The sequence below is a fragment of the Aquipseudomonas ullengensis genome, assembly GCF_014174475.1.
GTDB classification, from domain to species: domain Bacteria; phylum Pseudomonadota; class Gammaproteobacteria; order Pseudomonadales; family Pseudomonadaceae; genus Aquipseudomonas; species Aquipseudomonas ullengensis.
The window spans coordinates 721,289-740,307 of record NZ_JACJUD010000001.1 but is presented as its reverse complement, the minus strand read 5'-3'; the positions used below and the strand labels follow the sequence as shown (position 1 = coordinate 740,307).

Annotated in this window: 16 protein-coding genes; 11 read left to right on the top strand and 5 right to left on the bottom strand. The window is 64.9% G+C overall.

The window, feature by feature from the left end; all coding sequences use genetic code 11:
• The first annotated feature begins 60 nt into the window (after positions 1–60).
• The 3 genes from rhtB (at position 61) to H3H51_RS03225 (ending at position 3,192) form a co-directional block, all read left to right on the top strand.
• Entirely contained in the window at positions 61–693 is a 633-nt protein-coding gene (rhtB, locus tag H3H51_RS03235; protein ID WP_183087576.1) for a homoserine/homoserine lactone efflux protein, read from the top strand.
• Between the two features lie 139 nt (positions 694–832).
• Positions 833–2,731, top strand: a complete 1,899-nt coding sequence (locus H3H51_RS03230; RefSeq protein ID WP_183087575.1) for an FTR1 family protein — start codon at positions 833–835, stop codon at positions 2,729–2,731.
• 5 nt (positions 2,732–2,736) lie between these two features.
• On the top strand, positions 2,737–3,192 hold the full coding sequence (locus tag H3H51_RS03225) for a YaiI/YqxD family protein (protein WP_183087574.1): 456 nt from the start codon (positions 2,737–2,739) through the stop codon (positions 3,190–3,192).
• Between the two features lie 117 nt (positions 3,193–3,309).
• Here the strand turns inward: H3H51_RS03225 and H3H51_RS03220 are convergent, their stop codons facing one another.
• Both H3H51_RS03220 and elbB read right to left on the bottom strand, forming a co-directional pair.
• Positions 3,310–3,780, bottom strand: a complete 471-nt coding sequence (locus tag H3H51_RS03220; protein ID WP_183087573.1) for a thioesterase family protein — start codon at positions 3,778–3,780, stop codon at positions 3,310–3,312.
• A 127-nt stretch (positions 3,781–3,907) separates the two neighbouring features.
• Entirely contained in the window at positions 3,908–4,573 is a 666-nt protein-coding gene (elbB, locus tag H3H51_RS03215) for an isoprenoid biosynthesis glyoxalase ElbB (RefSeq protein WP_183087572.1), read from the bottom strand.
• A 150-nt stretch (positions 4,574–4,723) separates the two neighbouring features.
• Here elbB and H3H51_RS03210 point away from each other — a divergent pair, with 150 nt between their 5' ends.
• The 3 genes from H3H51_RS03210 (at position 4,724) to ppk1 (ending at position 9,319) form a co-directional block, all read left to right on the top strand.
• Complete coding sequence (locus H3H51_RS03210; RefSeq protein WP_183087571.1) at positions 4,724–5,962, top strand: sterol desaturase family protein; 1,239 nt, start codon at positions 4,724–4,726, stop codon at positions 5,960–5,962.
• A 100-nt stretch (positions 5,963–6,062) separates the two neighbouring features.
• The gene (gene hemB, locus H3H51_RS03205) at positions 6,063–7,076 is read left to right on the top strand and encodes a porphobilinogen synthase (RefSeq protein WP_183087570.1); all 1,014 of its coding nucleotides are present in this window, start codon (positions 6,063–6,065) and stop codon (positions 7,074–7,076) included.
• A 20-nt stretch (positions 7,077–7,096) separates the two neighbouring features.
• On the top strand, positions 7,097–9,319 hold the full coding sequence (gene ppk1 / locus H3H51_RS03200; RefSeq protein WP_183087569.1) for a polyphosphate kinase 1: 2,223 nt from the start codon (positions 7,097–7,099) through the stop codon (positions 9,317–9,319).
• 66 nt (positions 9,320–9,385) lie between these two features.
• On the opposite strand, the gene ppx is transcribed toward ppk1, so the two are convergent.
• A complete protein-coding gene (ppx, locus tag H3H51_RS03195) occupies positions 9,386–10,885 on the bottom strand; it encodes an exopolyphosphatase (RefSeq protein ID WP_183087568.1) in 1,500 nt (499 codons plus the stop codon).
• Positions 10,886–11,102: 217 nt separating this feature from the next.
• Here ppx and trxA point away from each other — a divergent pair, with 217 nt between their 5' ends.
• The 4 genes from trxA (at position 11,103) to H3H51_RS03175 (ending at position 15,504) form a co-directional block, all read left to right on the top strand.
• Complete coding sequence (trxA, locus tag H3H51_RS03190; protein WP_183087567.1) at positions 11,103–11,429, top strand: thioredoxin TrxA; 327 nt, start codon at positions 11,103–11,105, stop codon at positions 11,427–11,429.
• A 260-nt stretch (positions 11,430–11,689) separates the two neighbouring features.
• Positions 11,690–12,949 carry a transcription termination factor Rho gene (gene rho, locus H3H51_RS03185; RefSeq protein WP_183087566.1) on the top strand — a complete coding sequence of 420 codons (1,260 nt, stop codon included), beginning with the start codon at positions 11,690–11,692 and terminating at the stop codon, positions 12,947–12,949.
• Between the two features lie 120 nt (positions 12,950–13,069).
• Positions 13,070–14,536, top strand: a complete 1,467-nt coding sequence (gene ubiD, locus H3H51_RS03180; protein ID WP_183087565.1) for a 4-hydroxy-3-polyprenylbenzoate decarboxylase — start codon at positions 13,070–13,072, stop codon at positions 14,534–14,536.
• The gene (locus H3H51_RS03175) at positions 14,536–15,504 is read left to right on the top strand and encodes a CDP-6-deoxy-delta-3,4-glucoseen reductase (protein WP_183087564.1); all 969 of its coding nucleotides are present in this window, start codon (positions 14,536–14,538) and stop codon (positions 15,502–15,504) included. Before ubiD ends, H3H51_RS03175 begins: the two co-directional genes overlap by 1 nt.
• A 65-nt stretch (positions 15,505–15,569) precedes the next feature.
• Here H3H51_RS03175 and H3H51_RS03170 read toward each other — a convergent pair whose 3' ends face one another.
• The gene (locus H3H51_RS03170) at positions 15,570–16,550 is read right to left on the bottom strand and encodes an NADPH:quinone oxidoreductase family protein (protein WP_183087563.1); all 981 of its coding nucleotides are present in this window, start codon (positions 16,548–16,550) and stop codon (positions 15,570–15,572) included.
• Between the two features lie 161 nt (positions 16,551–16,711).
• On the opposite strand from H3H51_RS03170, the gene H3H51_RS03165 reads away from it, so the two are divergent.
• The gene (locus tag H3H51_RS03165; RefSeq protein WP_183087562.1) at positions 16,712–17,131 is read left to right on the top strand and encodes a flagellar basal body-associated protein FliL; all 420 of its coding nucleotides are present in this window, start codon (positions 16,712–16,714) and stop codon (positions 17,129–17,131) included.
• Here the strand turns inward: H3H51_RS03165 and H3H51_RS03160 are convergent.
• Entirely contained in the window at positions 17,121–18,998 is a 1,878-nt protein-coding gene (locus tag H3H51_RS03160; protein ID WP_183087561.1) for a sensor domain-containing diguanylate cyclase, read from the bottom strand. The two genes, H3H51_RS03165 and H3H51_RS03160, sit on opposite strands and share 11 nt — an antisense overlap.
• Between the last annotated feature and the right edge of the window lie 21 nt (positions 18,999–19,019).

Below are 19,019 nucleotides of genomic sequence, written 5' to 3'. Positions count from 1 at the left end.
CGCTGAAACGAAGGGGTAGGCTTTACGGCCTGCCCCTTTTTGCTTTCTGAGGTATCTGTCATGGCTCTGGAAACCTGGCTCGCTTTCTTCGTTGCCTGCTGGGTGATCAGCCTGTCGCCGGGCGCGGGCGCCATCGCCTCGATGTCCAGCGGCCTGCAATACGGCTTCTGGCGTGGCTACTGGAACGCCCTGGGCCTGCAGATCGGCCTGGCCCTGCAGATCGCCATTGTCGCCGCCGGGGTTGGCGCGCTGCTGGCTACGTCGGCACTGGCGTTCAGCCTGATCAAGTGGTTCGGCGTGATCTACCTGGTGTGGCTGGCCATCGCTCAGTGGCGCGCGGTGCCCAGTGACTTGTCCGTCGGCAGTGCCGAACGCCCCATCGGCCGCCCGCTGACCCTGGTGCTGCGTGGTTTCCTGGTCAACGTCAGCAACCCCAAGGCGGTGGTGTTCATGCTCGCCGTGCTGCCGCAGTTCATCCATCCGCAGGAGCCGCTGCTGGCGCAGTACCTGATCATGGGCGTGACCATGATCAGCGTCGACCTGATCGTCATGGCCGGCTACACCGGCCTGGCCTCGCGAGTGCTGCGCGCGCTGCGCACGCCGCGCCAACAACGGGTGATGAATCGTACCTTCGCCAGTCTGTTCGTGCTCGCCGCCGGTCTGTTGGCTACGGTGCGCCGCGCCGCGGCCTGAGGCGCCTGCAGCGCTGCGCAGTGCTCACTGCGCAGCGGCCGTTTCGTCCCCTTGTTACCATTTATTTCCGATTTTGCTTGAGTGAAATCGTTAGGGAGGTAACAATTTAATGCCACCCATTCTTATTTGGGACGCATTCATGCTTCGCAATCGCTTCCTCCTTTCCTGGCTGCTGGTGCCGCTGCTGGCCCTGTGCAGCCTGTCCGTCATGGCCGAACCGGCCGATGGCACGGCCCAGGCCCTGCACCTGCTGGGCTATATCGGCGCCGACTACCCGGCCACGGTGAATGCCGGCCAGGTCATCGACGCTGACGAGTACCGTGAGCAACTGGAATTCCTCGGCGTGCTGCAGGGCCTGATCGTCGCCCTGCCGGCCAATGCCGGCCGTGGCGAGCTTGAGCAGGGCGTGGCGCAACTGCGCAGCGCCGTCGAGCAGCATGGCGACGGCGTGGCCGTGACCCGCCAGGCGCGGCAGCTGGCGGCCCGCCTGGCCGAGCTGTACCAGATTCGCCAGATTCCGGCGATTACCCCCGACCCGGCGCGCGGCGCTCCGCTGTACGCGCAGCAATGCGCGGTGTGCCACGGCGACCTGGGTGCCGGTGACGGCCCTGCCGGGCTTGGCCTGGAGCCGCCGCCGGCCAACCTGCGCGATGCTGCGCGGATGGACAAGCTGAGCCTGTATGACCTGTTCAGCACCCTCGGCCTGGGCGTGGAAGGCACCGACATGCCGTCGTTCGCCGACCAGCTCGACGAGCGCCAGCGCTGGGACATCGCGACCTATGTCGCCTCGTTCACCGCGCAGCCTGACCAGGCCGCTGGCAGCACATTCGGCCTGGCCGAACTGGCCAGCAAGACCCCGGAAGAAGTCGCCAGCAACCATGACGCCAAGGCGGTCGCCGCCTTCCGTGCCCAGCGCGCCCAACCACCGCAGGAGCAACGTGGCCCGCAGGAGCTGATTGGTTACACCCGCAGCACCCTCGAGCAGAGCCTGCAGACCTACCGCACTGGCGACCATGAGCAGGCCTATGACCTGTCCGTGGCGGCCTATCTGGAAGGTTTCGAGCTGGTCGAAAGTGCCCTGGACAACCTCGACGCGGCACAGCGCAAGACCACCGAGAAAGCGCTGATGGCCTACCGTCAGTTGCTGCAGGATGGCGCCAGCGTGGCTGAGGCTGAGCAGGCACTTGAGGTGGCCAAGGTCGAACTGGGCAAGGCTGCCGAGCTGCTCGCCGGCGGGGCGATGAATGCCTCGCTGAGCTTCTTCTCCAGCCTGCTGATCCTGCTGCGCGAAGGCCTGGAGGCGATCCTGGTGCTGGCGGCGATCCTTGCTTACCTGCGCAATACCGGGCAGCAACAGGCGGTGCGCAGCGTGCACGTCGGCTGGGGCCTGGCCCTGCTGGCCGGTGTCGGCACCTGGGCCCTGGCGGCGTATGTGATCGACGTCAGCGGCGCCCAGCGCGAGTTGCTCGAAGGCGCCACGGCGCTGTTCGCCAGCGTGGTGCTGCTGTGGGTCGGCGTGTGGATGCACGATCGCCGGCATGCGGCGGCCTGGCAGGACTACATCAAAAGCAGCCTGATCGGTGGCGGCGGGCGCTTCGGCTTCGCCGTGCTGGCGTTCTTCTCCGTCTACCGCGAGCTGTTCGAGGTCATCCTGTTCTACGAAACCCTCTGGTTGCAGGCCGGTCCGGCCGGCCACGACATGGTCCTGGCTGGCGCTGCTGCGGCGCTGGTGCTGTTGCTCGGCCTGGCCTGGGTGATCCTGCGTGGCTCGCGCAAGTTGCCGCTGGCGACCTTCTTTACCGCCAACGCGGTGCTGCTGTGCGTGCTCTCGGTGGTGTTCGCTGGCCATGGTGTGGCGGCGCTGCAGGAAGCCGGCGTGCTCGGCACGCGGCCGGTGGCGTTCTTCGACTTCGACTGGCTGGGCATCCACGCCGACGCCTACACCCTGTCGGCCCAGGCCCTGGCGCTGCTCGGCATTGCCGTGCTCTACGGCCGCAGCTGGCTGGGTGAGCGGCGTCGCGCGCAGGCGAGTGCCTGACGCCGATGCGCGTATGGATCGATGCCGACGCCTGCCCACGGGCGGCGCGCGACCAGGTGGTGAAGTTCGCCTTGAAGCGCGGCTTCGAGGTGGTGCTGGTGGCCGGCCAGCCGGTGGCCAGGCCGTCCTTCACCTGCGTGCGCCTGATCGTGGTGCCGAGCGGGCCGGATGCTGCCGATGACTACCTGGTGGAGCACGCGGTGCCCGGCGAGCTGGTGATCTGCAGCGATGTGCCGCTGGCCGACCGATTGGTGAAGAAGGGCGTCAGCGCCCTCGATCCGCGGGGTCGTGAATTCGACGAGCGCAACATGGGCGAGCGCCTGGCGGTGCGCAACCTGTTCACCGACCTGCGCGAGCAGGGCCAGGTGGGCGGTGGCCAGGCCGCCTATGGCGAGAAAGATCGCCAGGCGTTCGCCAATTCGCTGGATCGCATCCTCACCCGGTTGATGCGCCAGGCCTGAGCAAGGCACCTTGCGCGCCGACCGCCGCGGGTTGCACCCGCCCTACAGGCTGCTCTGTTTTAGCGGGAGATCCAGCCGGACGAACCCGGTTCGCGAGCAGAGTTCGCTGCTACAGGATTAGCCGCACAGGTAGGTGCCGGTGCCCACGGCAACCAGGGTGCCGTCGTCGCTGTGCAGTTCGGTGCGCACCACCGCGACCTTGTTGCCTGAGCGCAGCAATACCGCGGTGGCGGTGAACAGCTGGCCGCGCCCCGGACGCAGGTAGTCGACGCGCAGGTCGATGGTGCCGAGCTTGGACAGCCTGGCCATGCGTTCGCTGGCGGGCAGGTGCTGATGCCGTTCGAAGGCGCCGATCAGCGCCATGGCGCCGCCGGCGACATCGAGCAGCGAGGAAATCACCCCGCCATGCAGAATGCCCTGGACGAAGTTGCCGATCAGCTCGGGCTTCATCGGCAGGCTCATCACCACCTTGTCCACGGCCAGCTCGACCAGCTGGATGCCGAGCACCTGGTTGAAGGGGATGCGCTGGAAGAAGCTGCCGACAGCGTCGTGCAGCTCAGGGGTGAGTTCGAAAGGCGGTTGGGTCATGAGCGGCTATTCCGGCGCGAAGAGTGTGCTCACGCTGCCGTAACTTGCCAGCCTTGGCCAGCGCCGAGGCGCAGGTGCCGCGGCGATTGGCCGGATCGGCGTAGCTTGAGCTACGCCAACCTGTGGATCAGTGCGGCTGGGCCAGCTCAAGCACCCGGTCGACCAGCTTGTTGATCCCGGATGCCGCTTCGGCGATGGACTGGGCGAGCATGTAGGCCGGGGTCGTGACCAGCTTGTGCGCCTGGTCTTCGATCACATCTTCCACTGCGCACTCTTCGTGTACGCCGCCCATGCTGACGAGGGCGGCGGCAGCCGGGTCTTCCGAGCTGCCGAGGGTGGCGGTAACGCCGGCGCCGAAGATCTTCACCGCCAGGGCCGGCGAGATGCAGATCAGGCCGATGGGTTTGCCCGCCTGGGCGAAGGCCTGGGCGGCGGCCAGTACGTCCGGCTGCACGCTGCAGTTAGCGCCTTCCACGGCGAAGTTGGAGAGGTTCTTGGCCACGCCGAAACCACCCGGCAGGATCAGCGCATCGAAGTGCTCGACCGCCAGGGTGCGCACATCCTCGACATTGCCACGGGCGATGCGCGCGGACTCGGTGAGCACGTTGCGGCTCTCCGGCATCTCCTCGCCGCTCAGGTGGTTGATCACATGCATCTGCGCCACATTCGGCGCAAAGCACTGCACCTGGGCGCCGCGTTGGTCGAGGCGCAGCAGGGTGATCACGCTTTCCTGGATTTCCGCGCCGTCATAGACGCCGCAGCCGGAGAGAATGACGGCTACCTTTTTGCTCATGGTGTGCTCCTGATGGGAAAACGTCCGATGTCGCCAAATGCCGCTCGGCCTGTCATGCCCGGCTCTCGGTCGGCTGCTCGGGCTGGCTTAGCATGGCTCCATATACTGTCATCCTAGCCCGCACAGCGGCCTGACGATATGGGGTCCACGGTGAATTACATCCTCTATGCGGTACCGGCCTTCTTCCTGCTGATCGGCATCGAGCTGCTGGTCGATCGCTGGCGCGGCCTGAGCACCTATCGCCTGGCCGATGCCCTCAACAGCCTCAGCGCGGGCGTGCTGTCGACTACCAGCGGCCTGCTGACCAAAGCCTTCGGCCTGGTCACCTATGCCTTCGCCTGGCAGCACCTGGCCCTGTTCGAGTTATCGGTAGACAACCTCTGGGTCTGGTTGTTTGCCTTTGTTTTCTACGACTTCTGCTACTACTGGCTACACCGCATGGGCCACGAGCGCAGCATCCTCTGGGCGGCGCACTCGGTGCACCACCAGAGCGAGGAGTACAACCTCTCCACGGCCCTGCGCCAGACCAGCACAGGCTTCCTCTTCGGCTGGATTTTCTACCTGCCTATGGCCATCGCCGGGGTGCCGCCGCTGGTGTTCCTCACGGTCGGCGCGCTCAATTTGCTGTACCAGTTCTGGGTGCACACCCGGCACATCCCCAAGCTTGGCTGGTTCGAGTGGTTCTTCATCACCCCGTCCAACCACCGGGTGCACCATGCGCAGAACCAGGTGTACATGGATCGTAACTACGGCGGCGTGTTCATCCTCTGGGATCGTCTGTTCGGCACCTTTCAGGAAGAACTCGACGAGCATCCGGTGGTGTTTGGCGTGACCGTGCCGCTGCAGAGCTGGAACCCGCTGTGGGCCAACCTGCAGGTGTATGCGGCGCTGTGGCAGGACGCGCGGCGTACGCAGTCTTTACGCGACAAGTTGCGCATCTGGTTCATGCGCACCGGCTGGCGCCCGGCGGATGTCGAGGCGCGCTTCCCGCGCAGCAAGCCCGATCTCGCCCAGTTCCGCCGTTTCGAGGTGCCGTTGAGCCGCTCGCGGCAGCTCTATGCGCTGGTGCAGTTTGTTGGCTATGTGGCGGGTGGCACCTGGCTGCTGGGCGTTGGCGGCACGCTGCCGCTCGCCCAGTTGCTGCTGGGTTGGGGCTGGATGGCGTTCGGCCTGTTCAGCCTCGGGGCCTGGTTGGAGAACCGCAGCTTCGCTGGGCGCCTGGAACTGCTGCGGCTGCTGCTCAACCTGCCGCTGTTGTGGCTGGCGCAGGAGCAGGGGCTGCTGGCGAGCTCCATGAGTGCCTGGGCCCTGTTGGCGGCCTATACCGGCACCAGCCTGCTGGCCCTGGCACTGCTGCAGCGGCAATGGGTCGCGCCAGTGCGTGCTTGATTCCGGGCAAGCGGCGGTGCCCGGATCGTCATCATTTGGTCATAATGGAGGCATATAACCCGTCGCACTGTGCCCGTTTCTGCGGGCTCCGGAGTCTGCCGTGAGCTTTACCCCAGCCAACCGCCTGTTCCCTGCCACTCGCCTGCGCCGCAACCGTCGCGATGATTTTTCCCGCCGTCTGGTGCGCGAGAATGTACTGACGGTCGACGACCTGATCCTGCCGGTGTTCGTCCTCGATGGCGAAAACCGCCGCGAAACCATCCCGTCGATGCCGGGCGTCGAGCGCCTGTCCATCGACCTGCTGCTCAAGGAAGCCGAGCACTGGGTGGGACTGGGCATTCCGGCGCTGGCGCTGTTCCCGGTGACGCCGCTGGAGAAAAAGTCCCTGCTTGGCGAGGAAGCCTGGAACCCGGACGGCATTGCCCAGCGCGCCATCCGCGCCCTGCGTGCGCGTTTCCCCGAGCTGGGGGTGATCAGTGACGTGGCGCTCGACCCCTTCACCACCCATGGCCAGGATGGCATCCTCGATGCCGATGGCTATGTGCAGAACGACATCACCACCGACGCCCTGGTCAAGCAGGCGCTGTCCCATGCGGCGGCGGGCGCCCAGGTGGTGGCGCCGTCGGACATGATGGACGGGCGCATCCAGGCGATCCGCGAGGCGCTGGAGTTGGCCGATCACGTCAACGTGCGCATCATGGCCTACTCGGCCAAGTACGCCAGTGCCTACTACGGCCCGTTCCGCGATGCGGTAGGCTCGGCGGCCAACCTCGGCAAGGGCAGCAAGAACACCTACCAGATGGACCCGGCCAACGGCGACGAAGCCCTGCACGAAGTGGCGGCAGACCTGGCCGAAGGCGCCGACATGGTCATGGTCAAGCCGGGCATGCCCTACCTGGACATCGTCCAGCGGGTGAAAACCGAGTTCCGCGTACCGACCTTCGCCTATCAGGTCAGTGGCGAGTACGCCATGCACATGGCAGCGATCCAGAACGGCTGGTTGAGCGAAGCTGTGATCTTGGAGTCGCTGACCGCGTTCAAACGTGCAGGAGCCGATGGCATCCTCACTTACTTCGCCGCGCGTGCGGCAGAACTGATCAAAGCGGGGCGCTGAAGCGCTCCAGGGAAGATGGCATGAACACCGAGGGACTCAGCAAGAACGCAGTTGTGGATGACGCCCCCGTCGTCGAACTGGAGATCGCCGCCGTCGAGGTGGTCGAGCCCGTGGCCGCTCCAGAGCCGGAGCCTGCGGCTCTGGCAGCGGTGGCGCCGCCGCCGATCCCCAGCGTGGATGACAGCAGCCTGTACATCCACCGCGAGCTGTCGCAACTGCAGTTCAACATCCGCGTGCTGGAGCAGGCGCTGGACGAGTCCTATCCGCTGCTCGAGCGGCTCAAGTTCCTGCTGATCTTCTCCAGCAACCTCGACGAGTTCTTCGAGATCCGCGTCGCCGGCCTGAAGAAGCAGATCAACTTCGCCCGCGAGCAGGCCGGCCCCGACGGCCTGCTGCCGAGCCAGGTGCTGGCGCGCATCTCCGAGATCGCCCACGAGCAGGTAGACCGCCAGTACGCGCTGCTCAACGACGTGCTGTTTCCCGAGCTGGCCAAGCACCAGATCAGCTTTATCCGCCGCCGTAACTGGTCGGCCAAGCTGAAGGTCTGGGTGCGCCGTTACTTCCGCGAGCAGATCGCACCGATCATCACCCCGATCGGTCTCGACCCGACGCACCCGTTCCCCTTGCTGGTGAACAAGAGCTTGAACTTCATCGTCGAGCTGGAGGGCATCGATGCCTTCGGTCGCGATTCCGGTCTGGCGATCATTCCGGCGCCCCGCCTGCTGCCGCGGGTGATCAAGGTGCCGGAAGAGATCAGCGGCCCTGGCGACAACTACGTGTTCCTCTCCTCGATGATCCACGCCCATGCCGACGACCTGTTCCCTGGCATGAAGGTCAAGGGCTGCTACCAGTTCCGCCTGACCCGTAACGCCGACCTGTCGGTGGACACCGAGGACGTCGAAGACCTGGCGCGCGCCCTGCGTGGCGAGCTGTTCTCGCGCCGCTATGGCGATGCGGTGCGCCTGGAAGTGGCCGAGACCTGCCCGCTGCAGCTGTCCGACTACCTGCTCAAGCAGTTCAACCTGGCCGAGAGCGAGCTGTACCGCGTCAATGGGCCGGTCAACCTGACGCGCCTGTTCAGCATCACTGGCCTGGATAGCCACCCGGAGCTGCAGTACAACACCTTCACCCCGGTAATCCCCAAGCTGCTGCAGAACAGCGAGAACATCTTCAGCGTGGTCGGCAAGCAGGACATCCTCCTGCTGCACCCCTTCGAGTCGTTCACCCCGGTGGTCGACCTGATGCGCCAGGCCGCGAAAGACCCGCATGTACTGGCCATCAAGCAGACCCTGTACCGCTCCGGGGCCAACTCGGAAATCGTCGACGCCCTGGTGGAAGCGGCGCGTAACGGCAAGGAAGTCACCGCGGTGATCGAACTGCGCGCGCGCTTCGACGAAGAATCCAACCTGCAACTGGCCAGCCGCCTGCAGGCTGCCGGCGCGGTGGTGATCTATGGCGTGGTCGGCTTCAAGACCCACGCCAAGATGATGCTGATCCTGCGTCGCGAGAACGGCGAGTTGCGCCGCTACGCGCACCTCGGCACCGGCAACTACCACGCCGGCAACGCCAAGCTGTACACCGACTACAGCCTGCTCACCGCCGATGCGGCGCTGTGCGAGGACGTGTCCAAGCTGTTCAGCCAACTGATCGGCATGGGCAAGACCCTGCGCATGAAGAAGCTGCTGCATGCGCCGTTCACCCTGAAAAAAACCCTGCTCGACATGATCACCCGCGAGACCACGCTGGCCGCCGAAGGCAAGCCGGCGCACATCATGGCCAAGTTCAACTCGCTGACCGATCCGAAGATCATCCGCGCGCTGTACAAGGCCAGCCAGGCCGGGGTGAAGATCGACCTGGTGGTACGTGGCATGTGTTCGCTGCGCCCGGGTGTACACGGGGTGTCGCACAACATCCATGTGCGCTCGATCATCGGCCGCTTCCTCGAGCACACGCGGGTGTTCTACTTCCTCAATGGCGGCGATGAGAAGATCTACCTGTCCAGTGCCGACTGGATGGAACGTAACCTCGACAAGCGCGTGGAGACCTGTTTCCCGGTGGAAGGGCGCAAGCTGATCATCCGGGTGAAGAAGGAGCTGGAGTCCTACCTGACGGACAACACCCAGGCCTGGGTGCTGCAGCCGGACGGCCGCTACCTGCGCACCAGCCCGAGCGGCAACGCCAACCCGCGCAGTGCCCAGGCGGCGCTGCTGGAGAAGCTCACCGCGCCGCAGGTGCTGCGTTAAGCCGGGTTCCGGCAGGCCACAAAAAAGCCCCGCATTGCGGGGCTTTTTTCATGCTGGGGCCAACGCTTAACGCATGGTCAGGCTGAAGCCGATCCGCGTCAGCCACTCGGCTTCCTGATCGAAGTCGGCCTGGGTCAGCGGGTTGGCTTCCAGCCAGCCGGCGGGGAAGGTCAGGTCGAGGCTCTGTGGGCCGGCCTGCATCTGCACCTTGGGCATTTCCTGGGCACCGCGGATGTGGTGGAACAGGATGGCGAAGCGCAGCAGCACGCACAGGCGCTGCAGCTTGACGCCCTCGTCGCCGAACTCGGCGAACTTGTCGCGTGGAATGTTGCGGCGGTGACCGCGCACCAGCAGCGCCAGCATCAACTGGTCCTTGCGCGAGAAGCCGGCCAGGTCGGAGTGCTCTATCAGGTAGGCGCCGTGCTTGTGGTAGTGGTAGTGGGCGATGTCCAGGCCGATCTCGTGCACTCGTGCGCCCCATTGCAGCAGGTCGCGGTGCCAGTCGTCGTCCAGCTTCCAGGTCTCGCCGACTTTCTCCAGCGCCTGCAGTGCCTTGGCTTCGACCCGCGCGGCCTGCTGCACGTCGACGTGGTAGCGCTCCATCAGCGCGCCCAGGGTGCGTTCGCGCACGTCTTCATGGTGGTGGCGGCCGAGCAGGTCATACAGCACGCCTTCACGCAGGGCACCTTCGGAGTGGTCCATGCGCTGCAGGTCGAGGGCATCGAACACCGCCTCGGCGATGGCCAGTCCGGCGGGGAAAATCTGCCGGCGGTCCGGCTTGATCCCGTCGAGGTCGAGCTTGTCGGCTTCGCCCAGCTTGAACACCTTGCGCTTGAGCCAGGCCAGGCCCTCGACATTGATCTCGCCGTTGCCCAGGCCGCCGGCCTTGATCGCCAGGCCCACCGCTCGAATAGTCCCTGAGGCGCCCACTGCTTCCTGCCAGCCGAGGCGCTGGAGGCCCTGTTCGATGGCCATCAGCTCCAGGCGCGCGGCGGTGTAAGCCTGGGCGTAGCGCGCGGGGGTGATCTTGCCGTCCTTGAAGTAGCGCTGGGTGAAGCTTACGCAGCCCATCTGCAGGCTCTCGCGGAGCAGCGGCTCGAAGCGTTGGCCCACGATGAATTCGGTACTGCCGCCACCGATGTCGACCACCAGGCGCTTGCCCGGGGTGTCGGCGATGCTGTGTGACACGCCGAGGTAGATCAGACGCGCTTCCTCGCGCCCGGAGATGACTTCCACCGGGTGGCCGAGCAGCGCCTCGGCGCGGCGGATGAATTCGCTGCGGTTGCGCGCTTCGCGCAGGGCGTTGGTGCCGACGATACGCACTGCGCCCTGGGGCAGGCCCTGGATTAACTGGCCGAAACGGCTCAGGCAATCGAGGCCGCGCTGGATGGCTTCTTCGCTGAGCAGGCGCTGCTCGTCGATCCCGGCCGCCAACTGCACCTTTTCTCCCAGCCGCTCGAGAATGCGGATTTCGCCATGCTCGGCCTTGGCCAGCACTATGTGGAAGCTGTTGGAGCCGAGGTCAATGGCGGCGATCAGGGGAAACTGCTTGGCGGCTTGTGGCATCGTCAGGGGTCTCGAGGCGATAGGCAGGCATCCTGCCAGGTTAGGGCAGGGGCTCCAATGCTGCTCATGTTAACCCTGCGGGGCATTCCTGCCGTATTCTTTCATCAGCTTTTCCCAAGGGTGTCGATAGCCAAGGACAATGGCCTGTGACTTTCGGCAGCGCCCAAGCCGGGCTATCATGGCCGCCACTTTTCGCTTCCGACCTCGGAGATTATCCATGAGCGAGTTCATTACCAACGTCAGCGACGCCAGTTTCGAAGACGATGTAATCAAGGCCGAAGGTCCTGTCCTGGTCGACTATTGGGCCGAATGGTGCGGTCCGTGCAAAATGATCGCACCGGTGCTCGACGAAGTGGCCCAGACCTACCAGGGCAAACTGAAGGTCTGCAAACTGAACATCGACGAAAACCAGGAAACCCCGCCGAAGTACGGCGTGCGCGGTATCCCGACCCTGATGCTGTTCAAGAACGGCAACGTCGAAGCGACCAAAGTCGGCGCCCTGTCGAAATCGCAGCTGGCAGCGTTCCTCGACGCCAACATCTGATAGCCCTTCCGGCTGTTGCCGGATTGGACTTCAGCGCGTCGCAAAGGCCCCGCATCTCGCGGGGCTTTTTCATGGGCGCGGGCTAGACTCCCCGTTGGGCCGGTGTTACATTCGGCCCTGCTGCGATTCCTTCGCAGCCCTCCAAACCGTCGCCGACGCTTCCCTAGCCGATAATATCGAGCGATCCAGTCGCCTTCTCCGCGGCGCGGTTTCCAAAGCTGAATGCTTTGTCCCTCCCTCATATCTATAACGTCATTCCTATGAATCTGACCGAACTCAAGCAAAAGCCGATTGCCGATCTCCTCGACCTGGCCGAACAAATGGGCCTGGAAAACATGGCCCGTTCGCGCAAGCAGGATGTGATCTTTGCCCTGCTGAAGAAACACGCGAAAAGTGGTGAAGAAATCTCCGGCGACGGCGTGCTGGAGATCCTCCAGGACGGCTTCGGCTTCCTGCGCGGTGCGGACTCCTCGTACCTGGCCGGCCCGGACGACATTTACGTCTCGCCAAGCCAGATCCGCCGCTTCAACCTGCGTACCGGCGACACCATCATCGGCAAGATCCGTCCGCCGAAAGAGGGCGAGCGTTACTTCGCCCTGCTCAAGGTTGACTCGATCAACTTCGATCGCCCGGAAAACGCCAAGAACAAGATCCTGTTCGAGAACCTCACGCCGCTGTTCCCCAACGAGCGTCTGAAAATGGAAGCCGGCAACGGCTCCAAGGAAGACCTCACGGCGCGTGTGATCGATCTCTGTGCACCGATCGGCAAGGGCCAGCGCGGCCTGATCGTCGCCCAGCCGAAAGCGGGCAAGACGATCATGCTGCAGAACATCGCGGCCAACATCACCCGTAACAACCCCGAGTGCCACCTGATCGTTCTGCTGATCGACGAGCGCCCGGAAGAAGTGACCGAGATGCAGCGCACCGTGCGCGGCGAAGTGGTTGCTTCCACCTTCGACGAACCGCCGACCCGCCACGTGCAGGTTGCCGAGATGGTGATCGAGAAGGCCAAGCGGCTGGTCGAGCACAAGAAGGACGTGGTCATCCTGCTCGACTCCATCACCCGTTTGGCGCGTGCCTACAACACCGTGATCCCGAGCTCCGGCAAGGTCCTCACCGGTGGTGTCGACGCCCACGCCCTGGAGAAGCCGAAACGCTTCTTCGGCGCCGCGCGTAACATCGAAGAAGGCGGTTCGCTGACCATCATCGCCACCGCGCTGGTGGAAACCGGCTCGAAGATGGACGAAGTGATCTACGAAGAGTTCAAGGGTACCGGCAACCTGGAGCTGATCCTCGATCGCCGGGTTTCCGAGAAGCGCGTGTTCCCGGCCATCAACATCAACAAATCCGGCACCCGCCGCGAAGAGTTGCTGACGGGCGAGGAAGAGCTGTCGCGCATGTGGATCCTGCGCAAACTGCTACACCCGATGGACGAAATCGCCGCCATCGAGTTCCTCCTCGACAAGCTGAAAGACAGCAAGACCAACGATGAATTCTTCTTGTCGATGAAGCGCAAGTAAGAGCAGCGTTATACGAAGGCCGGGGAAACCCGGCCTTTGCGTTTCTGCAGTCTTCTGAATCACCGACATCGGCGCTAAACTTTGCGCCCCACCTGCACGCCCCACACATGAGGCTCACGCATGCAGTATCGCGACCTGCGCGACTTTATTCAGGGCCTGGAAAAGCGTGGTGAACTCAAGCGCATCCAGACCCCCGTCTCTCCCGTACTGGAGATGACCGAAATCTGTGACCGCACCCTGCGCAAGGGTGGCCCGGCGCTGCTGTTCGAAAACCCCACCGGCTTCGACATGCCGGTGCTCGGCAACCTGTTCGGCACACCCAAGCGCGTGGCGCTGGGCATGGGCGCCGAAGAGGTCAGCGAGCTGCGCGAGATCGGTAAGCTGCTGGCGTTCCTCAAGGAGCCCGAGCCGCCGAAAGGCCTGAAAGACGCCTGGTCCAAGCTGCCGATCTTCAAGAAGGTCCTGAGCATGGCGCCCAAGGTGCTGAAGGACGCGCCGTGCCAGGAAGTGATCGAGGAAGGCGACGACGTCGACCTGACCAAGCTGCCCGTGCAGACCTGCTGGCCGGGCGACGTGGCGCCGCTGATCACCTGGGGCCTGACCATCACCAAGGGGCCGAACAAGGACCGGCAGAACCTCGGCATCTACCGCCAGCAGGTGATCGGTCGCAATAAAGTGATCATGCGCTGGCTCAGCCACCGCGGCGGCGCCCTGGATTTTCGCGACTGGTGCGAGAAGTTTCCCGGTCAGCCCTACCCGGTGGCCGTGGCCCTCGGTGCCGACCCGGCGACCATTCTCGGCGCGGTCACCCCGGTGCCGGACAGCCTCTCCGAATACGCTTTCGCCGGCCTGCTGCGCGGCAACAAGACCGAGCTGGTCAAGGCCCGTGGCAGCGACTTGCAGGTACCGGCCAGCGCCGAAATCGTCCTCGAAGGGGTGATCCATCCCGGCGAGATGGCCGATGAAGGCCCGTATGGTGACCACACCGGCTACTACAACGAGGTCGACCGCTTCCCGGTGTTCACCGTCGAGCGCATTACCCGCCGGCAGAAGCCGATCTACCACAGCACCTACACCGGTCGGCCGCCGGATGAGCCGGCGATCCTCGGCGTGGCGCTCAACGAAGTGTTCGTGCCGATCCTGCAGAAGCAGTTCCCCGAGATCACCGACTTCTACCTGCCGCCCGAAGGCTGCTCGTACCGCATGGCGGTGGTGACCATGAAGAAGCAGTACCCCGGCCACGCCAAGCGGGTGATGCTCGGCGTGTGGAGTTTCCTGCGCCAGTTCATGTACACCAAGTTCGTCATCGTCACCGACGACGACATCAATGCGCGCGACTGGAACGACGTGATCTGGGCCATCACCACGCGCATGGACCCCAAGCGCGACACGGTGCTGATCGACAACACGCCGATCGACTACCTCGACTTCGCCTCGCCGGTTTCCGGCCTTGGCTCGAAGATGGGCCTCGACGCGACCCACAAGTGGCCGGGTGAAACCAGCCGCGAATGGGGCCGGGTGATCGAGAAGGATCCGGCCGTGACGGCGCGGGTCGATGAGCTATGGAAAGAGCTAGGCATCGATTGATGAAAGTCACTCTGCAACCCTCGGGCGCGGTGCTCGATGTGCACAGCGGCGAGCGCATCCTCGATGCCGCCCGCCGGCTCGGTTACGACTGCCCGCAGAGCTGTCGCAACGGCAATTGCCATATCTGCGCGGCGCTGCTGGTGGAAGGGCGGGTGCTGCAGGGCGGCACCGAGCTGGCCCAGGGCGAGCTGTTCACCTGTATCGCCGAGCCCCTGCAGGACTGCGTGCTGCACTGGGACGGCGTGTTGGCACCCGGCGAGCTGCCGGTGCGCACCTTTGGCTGCCAGGTGATTGAGTGCGCTGATGTCGGCGGCGATGTCTGGCGCGTGCGCCTGCGTGCGCCGGCCGGCAAGCCGCCGCGCTATCACGCCGGGCAATACGTACTGGTGGCGCGTGATGACGGCGAGTGGTCGGCGTTCTCCCTGGCCTCGGCGCCAGCGGGTTCGCGCGAGCTGGAGTTGCACGTGCTGGTTCGCGAAGACAGTGCGCGCAACCTGATCGCGCAGCTGCAACGCACGGGCTTGGCGCGACTGCAGATGCCGTTCGGCGACACCCACCTGGCCGAGCTGCCCGACGGGCCACTGGTGCTGATCGCCGCCGGCACCGGCATGGCGCAGATGCACAGCCTGATCGAACATTGCCGCGCCCAGGGTTTTACCCACCCGGTGCACCTGTACTGGGGGGCGCGGGTTCCGAGCGACTTCTATGACCTGCCGCACTGGCAGCAGTGGCAGCACACACCCAATCTGACCTTGCATCAGGTGGTCAGCGAGCTGTGTGGCTGGGAAGGGCGTTGCGGCTTGCTGCATCAGGCGGTGTGTGAGGATTTCGCCGATCTCACGAGCCTGCACGTCTACGCCAGTGGCTCGCCGGCGATGGTCTACGGCACCCTGGATGCGCTGGTGGCGGCTGGCATGGATGCGCACCAGATGCGCGCCGACGTGTTTGCCTACGCGCCACGGGACTGATCGTGCCGACATGAAAAAAACATGAAAAAAGCCGCCCGAGGGCGGCTTTTTTGCGGCGTCGAAACTTAGCGGACTTGGACCACGACCTTGCCGACAGCCTTGCGTTGCCCCAGGGCATTGATCGCGCTGGCGGCGTCGCTCAGCGGGAAGGTCTGCGACACCAGTGGCTTGACCTTGCCTTCGGCATGCCAGGCGAACAGCTGCTGGAAGTTGGCGGCGTTGTCCTGCGGCTGGCGTTGGGCGAACGCGCCCCAGAACACACCGATCAGCGCGGCGCCCTTGAGCAGCGGCAGGTTGGCCGGCAGGGCCGGGATACCGCCACCCGCTGCGAAGCCGACCACCAGGAAGCGGCCGTTCCAGGCGATGGAGCGGAAGGCCTCCTCGAACAGTTCGCCGCCAACCGGGTCGTAGATCACGTCCACGCCCTGACCGCCGGTGAGCTTTTTCACTTCTTCCTTGAGGCTCTGCTCGCTGTAGTTGATCAGGTGATCGGCGCCAGCCTTGCGTGCCACTTCCAGCTTCTCGGCCGTGCTCGCCGCAGCGATCACCTTGGCGCCCATGGCCTTGCCGATTTCCACCGCAGCCAGGCCCACGCCACCGGAGGCGCCGAGCACCAGCAGGGTCTCGCCTGGTTGAAGGTTGGCGCGCTGCTTGAGGGCATGCATCGAGGTACCGTAGGTCATGCCGAAGGCGGCGGCGCTGGCGAAGTCCATGCTCGCCGGGACCGGCATCACGTTATAGCCGGGGACTGCGACTTCTTCGGCGAAGCTGCCCCAGCCGGTCAGGGCCATCACCCGGTCACCGACCTTGAGGTGGCTGATCTTCTCGCCAATCGCCTTGACCACGCCGGCCGCTTCGCCACCCGGGGAGAAGGGGAAGGGCGGCTTGAACTGGTACTTGCCTTCGATGATCAGGGTGTCGGGGAAGTTGACTCCGGCGGCATGCACCTCGATCAGGACTTCGTTCTTCTTCGCTTCGGGGCTGGCGACTTCTTCCAGAACCAGGGTCTCGGCCGGGCCAAAGGCTTTGCACAGAACGGCTTTCATGACGAGGTACTCGCTGCAGGGTGATGGCCTGGCAGTGTAGGTGCCGGGTCTGGCCGGTCAACGAGCATGGCCGGTCATTATGACCGGGCATAAGCGTCGGGCTTGGGCGCGGCGCCGGCAATGGCTATGCTAGCGCCATACCTCCATAAGGAACTGCCGCCGTGAAAACCTGGATCGCTCTGCTGTTGGCCCTGTCGTTGCCATTTACCGCTCTGGCCAGCGGTGGCGCAGAGGAGGAAAAGGAAGGCGAGAACGCGGTGCCCAAGGTGGCCTACTACAGCCTGACCCCGGCGCTGGTCGGCAACTTCGGGGCCGGGCCCAAGCTGAAGTTCTACAAGGCCGATATCGCCCTGCGCGTGACCGGTACCGAGGCTGAAGAGAAGGTCGAGCACCACGAGCCGCTGATCCGCAATCAGCTGGTGATGCTGTTTTCCCAGCAGACCGAAGCGAGCATGGGCGACCAGAACGCCAAGGAAAAGCTGCGTGTCGAGGCGCTCAAGCAGGTGCAGGACGTGCTGACCCAGGAGGAAGGCAAGCCGCTGGTGGAAGACCTGCTGTTCAACAACCTGATCATCCAGTAACGCCATCCTGCGGCGGAGCCGGCTGACGGGCCATGCCTGGACTCCAGATGCAGGTGCGGTTGCGCCCCTCGTGCTTGGCCAGGTACAGCGCCTGGTCACTGTGGGCGACCAGGCTGGCCGCCTGTTCCTCGCTGACCGGCTCGGCCATGGCCAGGCCGATGCTCAGGGTCAGTCGGCCCTGCGGGCTGGCGGGGTGGGCAATATCCAGCGCGGCGATCAGTTCATGCACCCGCGCCGCCATGTGCTCGCCGCCCTCGATGCCGGTGTTGGCGAGGATCATGGCGAATTCCTCGCCGCCATAGCGACAGGCCACATCCCCTTCACGTTGCAGGCAGTCCTGCAGGGTCGCGCCGACCTTGCGCAGCGCATCGTCGCCCGCCAGATGGCCGAGCGCATCGTTGTAGGCCTTGAAGTGGTCGATATCCAGCATCAGCAGGGTCAGCGGCGCACCGATGCGCCGTAGGCGCCGCCATTCGCCCTGTAGCTGCTGGTCGAAGAAGCGCCGGTTGTACAGGCCGGTCAGGCCGTCGAGTTGCGACAGGCGCTGCAGGCGGGCTTCCAGTTGCAGGCGCTCGCTGTTGTCGCGGGACAGGCCGATCAGGTACTCGCGCTCGCCCAGTTGCACCAGTTGGGTGTTGATCTCGGCGGGCTGGCTGCTGCCATCGCGACGGCGCATCTCGCGCTGGAAAATGCGCGACTGGTTGTCGCGCTGGGCGCTGCGCACCAGTTCCAGCCAGGCATAGAAGCCCGGCAGGAGCTGCTCGGGATTGTCCCGTAGCAACTGGGCGAACTGCTCCGGGTGGTAACCCAGGCTGGCGTAGGTGGCCTGGTTCATGTGCAGCAGTTCGCGGCTCTGGGTATCGAAGATGAACAGGCTGTCGTGGCTGGAGTCGGTGAGGTCGAGCACCAGTTGCAGGCGCTCGCGGCTGTCGCGCAGCTCCTGCTCGGTGTGTTCGCGGCGATTGGCTTCGACCTGCAGGCGCTGGTTGGCCAGTTGCAGGGCCTGGGCGCGCTGGGCGCTGGTCAAGGCCTGGGCGAGTGCCGCCACCAGCAGCAGGCTGATGGCCAGGCTGGCACCGAGGACAACTTGCGGCAGCGGCGTGTTCAAGCGTTGCAGCAGGGCCTGTGTGGGGCTCAGCTGCAGGCTGAAGTTGCGATTGTTGAGCAGCGCGATCGGTACCTGTTGGGTCAGCAGCGCCAGGTTGTCCGGTTGTTCGCGGCTGTAGATGCGCTGGCCGTTTTCCAGCAGGCGCACGCTGAAGTCGCCCTTGTCGAGATTGGCCAGCAGTTCGCTCATCAACGGCTCGACGCGGAAAACGCCCTGCAGGAAGCCGTCGAACTGGCGCTCACCCTGGTTGTTGCGCAGGTAAAGCGGGGTATAGAGGACGAAGCCGCGACCGCCCTGGACCAGTTGAAAGCTGTTGGAGAAGCGCTGCTCGCCGCTGTTGCGGGCCTGCATGGCCAGCGGGTAGTTGGGATGATCGGCGCTGAGCTGGAAGTTGACCGCAGCTTCGTTGCCTTCCAGCGGCAGCAGCCAGCGCATGCGCAGGTCGGCGCCAACCCACTGGATTGACTGGTAGGCCGGGAAATCGGCCAGGGCCAGCGTCGCCTCCTTCTCCCAGGCCTGCTGGGGCAGGCGGCCGAGGCTGTTCCACAGGCGGGCGATGCGCTGCAGGCTGTCGACTTCGCCGTGCAGGTTGCTTTCCAGTTGCCGCGCCAGGGCGTGGGCCTGGAAGTTGACGTGCTCGCGCAGGCGCTCCTGCTGGCTGCTTTCCAGTTGGCGCCAGAGCATGAAACTGGCCAGGCACAGTGCCAACAGGAGGAGGGTCAGCGCCAGGCGGGCTGGCCAGACAGGGCGTGCTCGCATGGGCGGACTCCGGGGGCTTCA

Bases quoted from the DNA above. Each gene is read 5' to 3' on its own strand.
- rhtB (WP_183087576.1), top strand. From the start codon at position 61: ATGGCTCTGGAAACCTGGCTCGCTTTCTTCGTTGCCTGCTGGGTGATC.
- H3H51_RS03230 (WP_183087575.1), top strand. From the start codon at position 833: ATGCTTCGCAATCGCTTCCTCCTTTCCTGGCTGCTGGTGCCGCTGCTG.
- H3H51_RS03225 (WP_183087574.1), top strand. From the start codon at position 2,737: ATGCGCGTATGGATCGATGCCGACGCCTGCCCACGGGCGGCGCGCGAC.
- H3H51_RS03220 (WP_183087573.1), bottom strand. From the start codon at position 3,780: ATGACCCAACCGCCTTTCGAACTCACCCCTGAGCTGCACGACGCTGTC.
- elbB (WP_183087572.1), bottom strand. From the start codon at position 4,573: ATGAGCAAAAAGGTAGCCGTCATTCTCTCCGGCTGCGGCGTCTATGAC.
- ppk1 (WP_183087569.1), top strand. From the start codon at position 7,097: ATGAACACCGAGGGACTCAGCAAGAACGCAGTTGTGGATGACGCCCCC.
- ppx (WP_183087568.1), bottom strand. From the start codon at position 10,885: ATGCCACAAGCCGCCAAGCAGTTTCCCCTGATCGCCGCCATTGACCTC.
- trxA (WP_183087567.1), top strand. From the start codon at position 11,103: ATGAGCGAGTTCATTACCAACGTCAGCGACGCCAGTTTCGAAGACGAT.
- rho (WP_183087566.1), top strand. From the start codon at position 11,690: ATGAATCTGACCGAACTCAAGCAAAAGCCGATTGCCGATCTCCTCGAC.
- ubiD (WP_183087565.1), top strand. From the start codon at position 13,070: ATGCAGTATCGCGACCTGCGCGACTTTATTCAGGGCCTGGAAAAGCGT.
- H3H51_RS03175 (WP_183087564.1), top strand. From the start codon at position 14,536: ATGAAAGTCACTCTGCAACCCTCGGGCGCGGTGCTCGATGTGCACAGC.
- H3H51_RS03170 (WP_183087563.1), bottom strand. From the start codon at position 16,550: ATGAAAGCCGTTCTGTGCAAAGCCTTTGGCCCGGCCGAGACCCTGGTT.
- H3H51_RS03160 (WP_183087561.1), bottom strand. From the start codon at position 18,998: ATGCGAGCACGCCCTGTCTGGCCAGCCCGCCTGGCGCTGACCCTCCTC.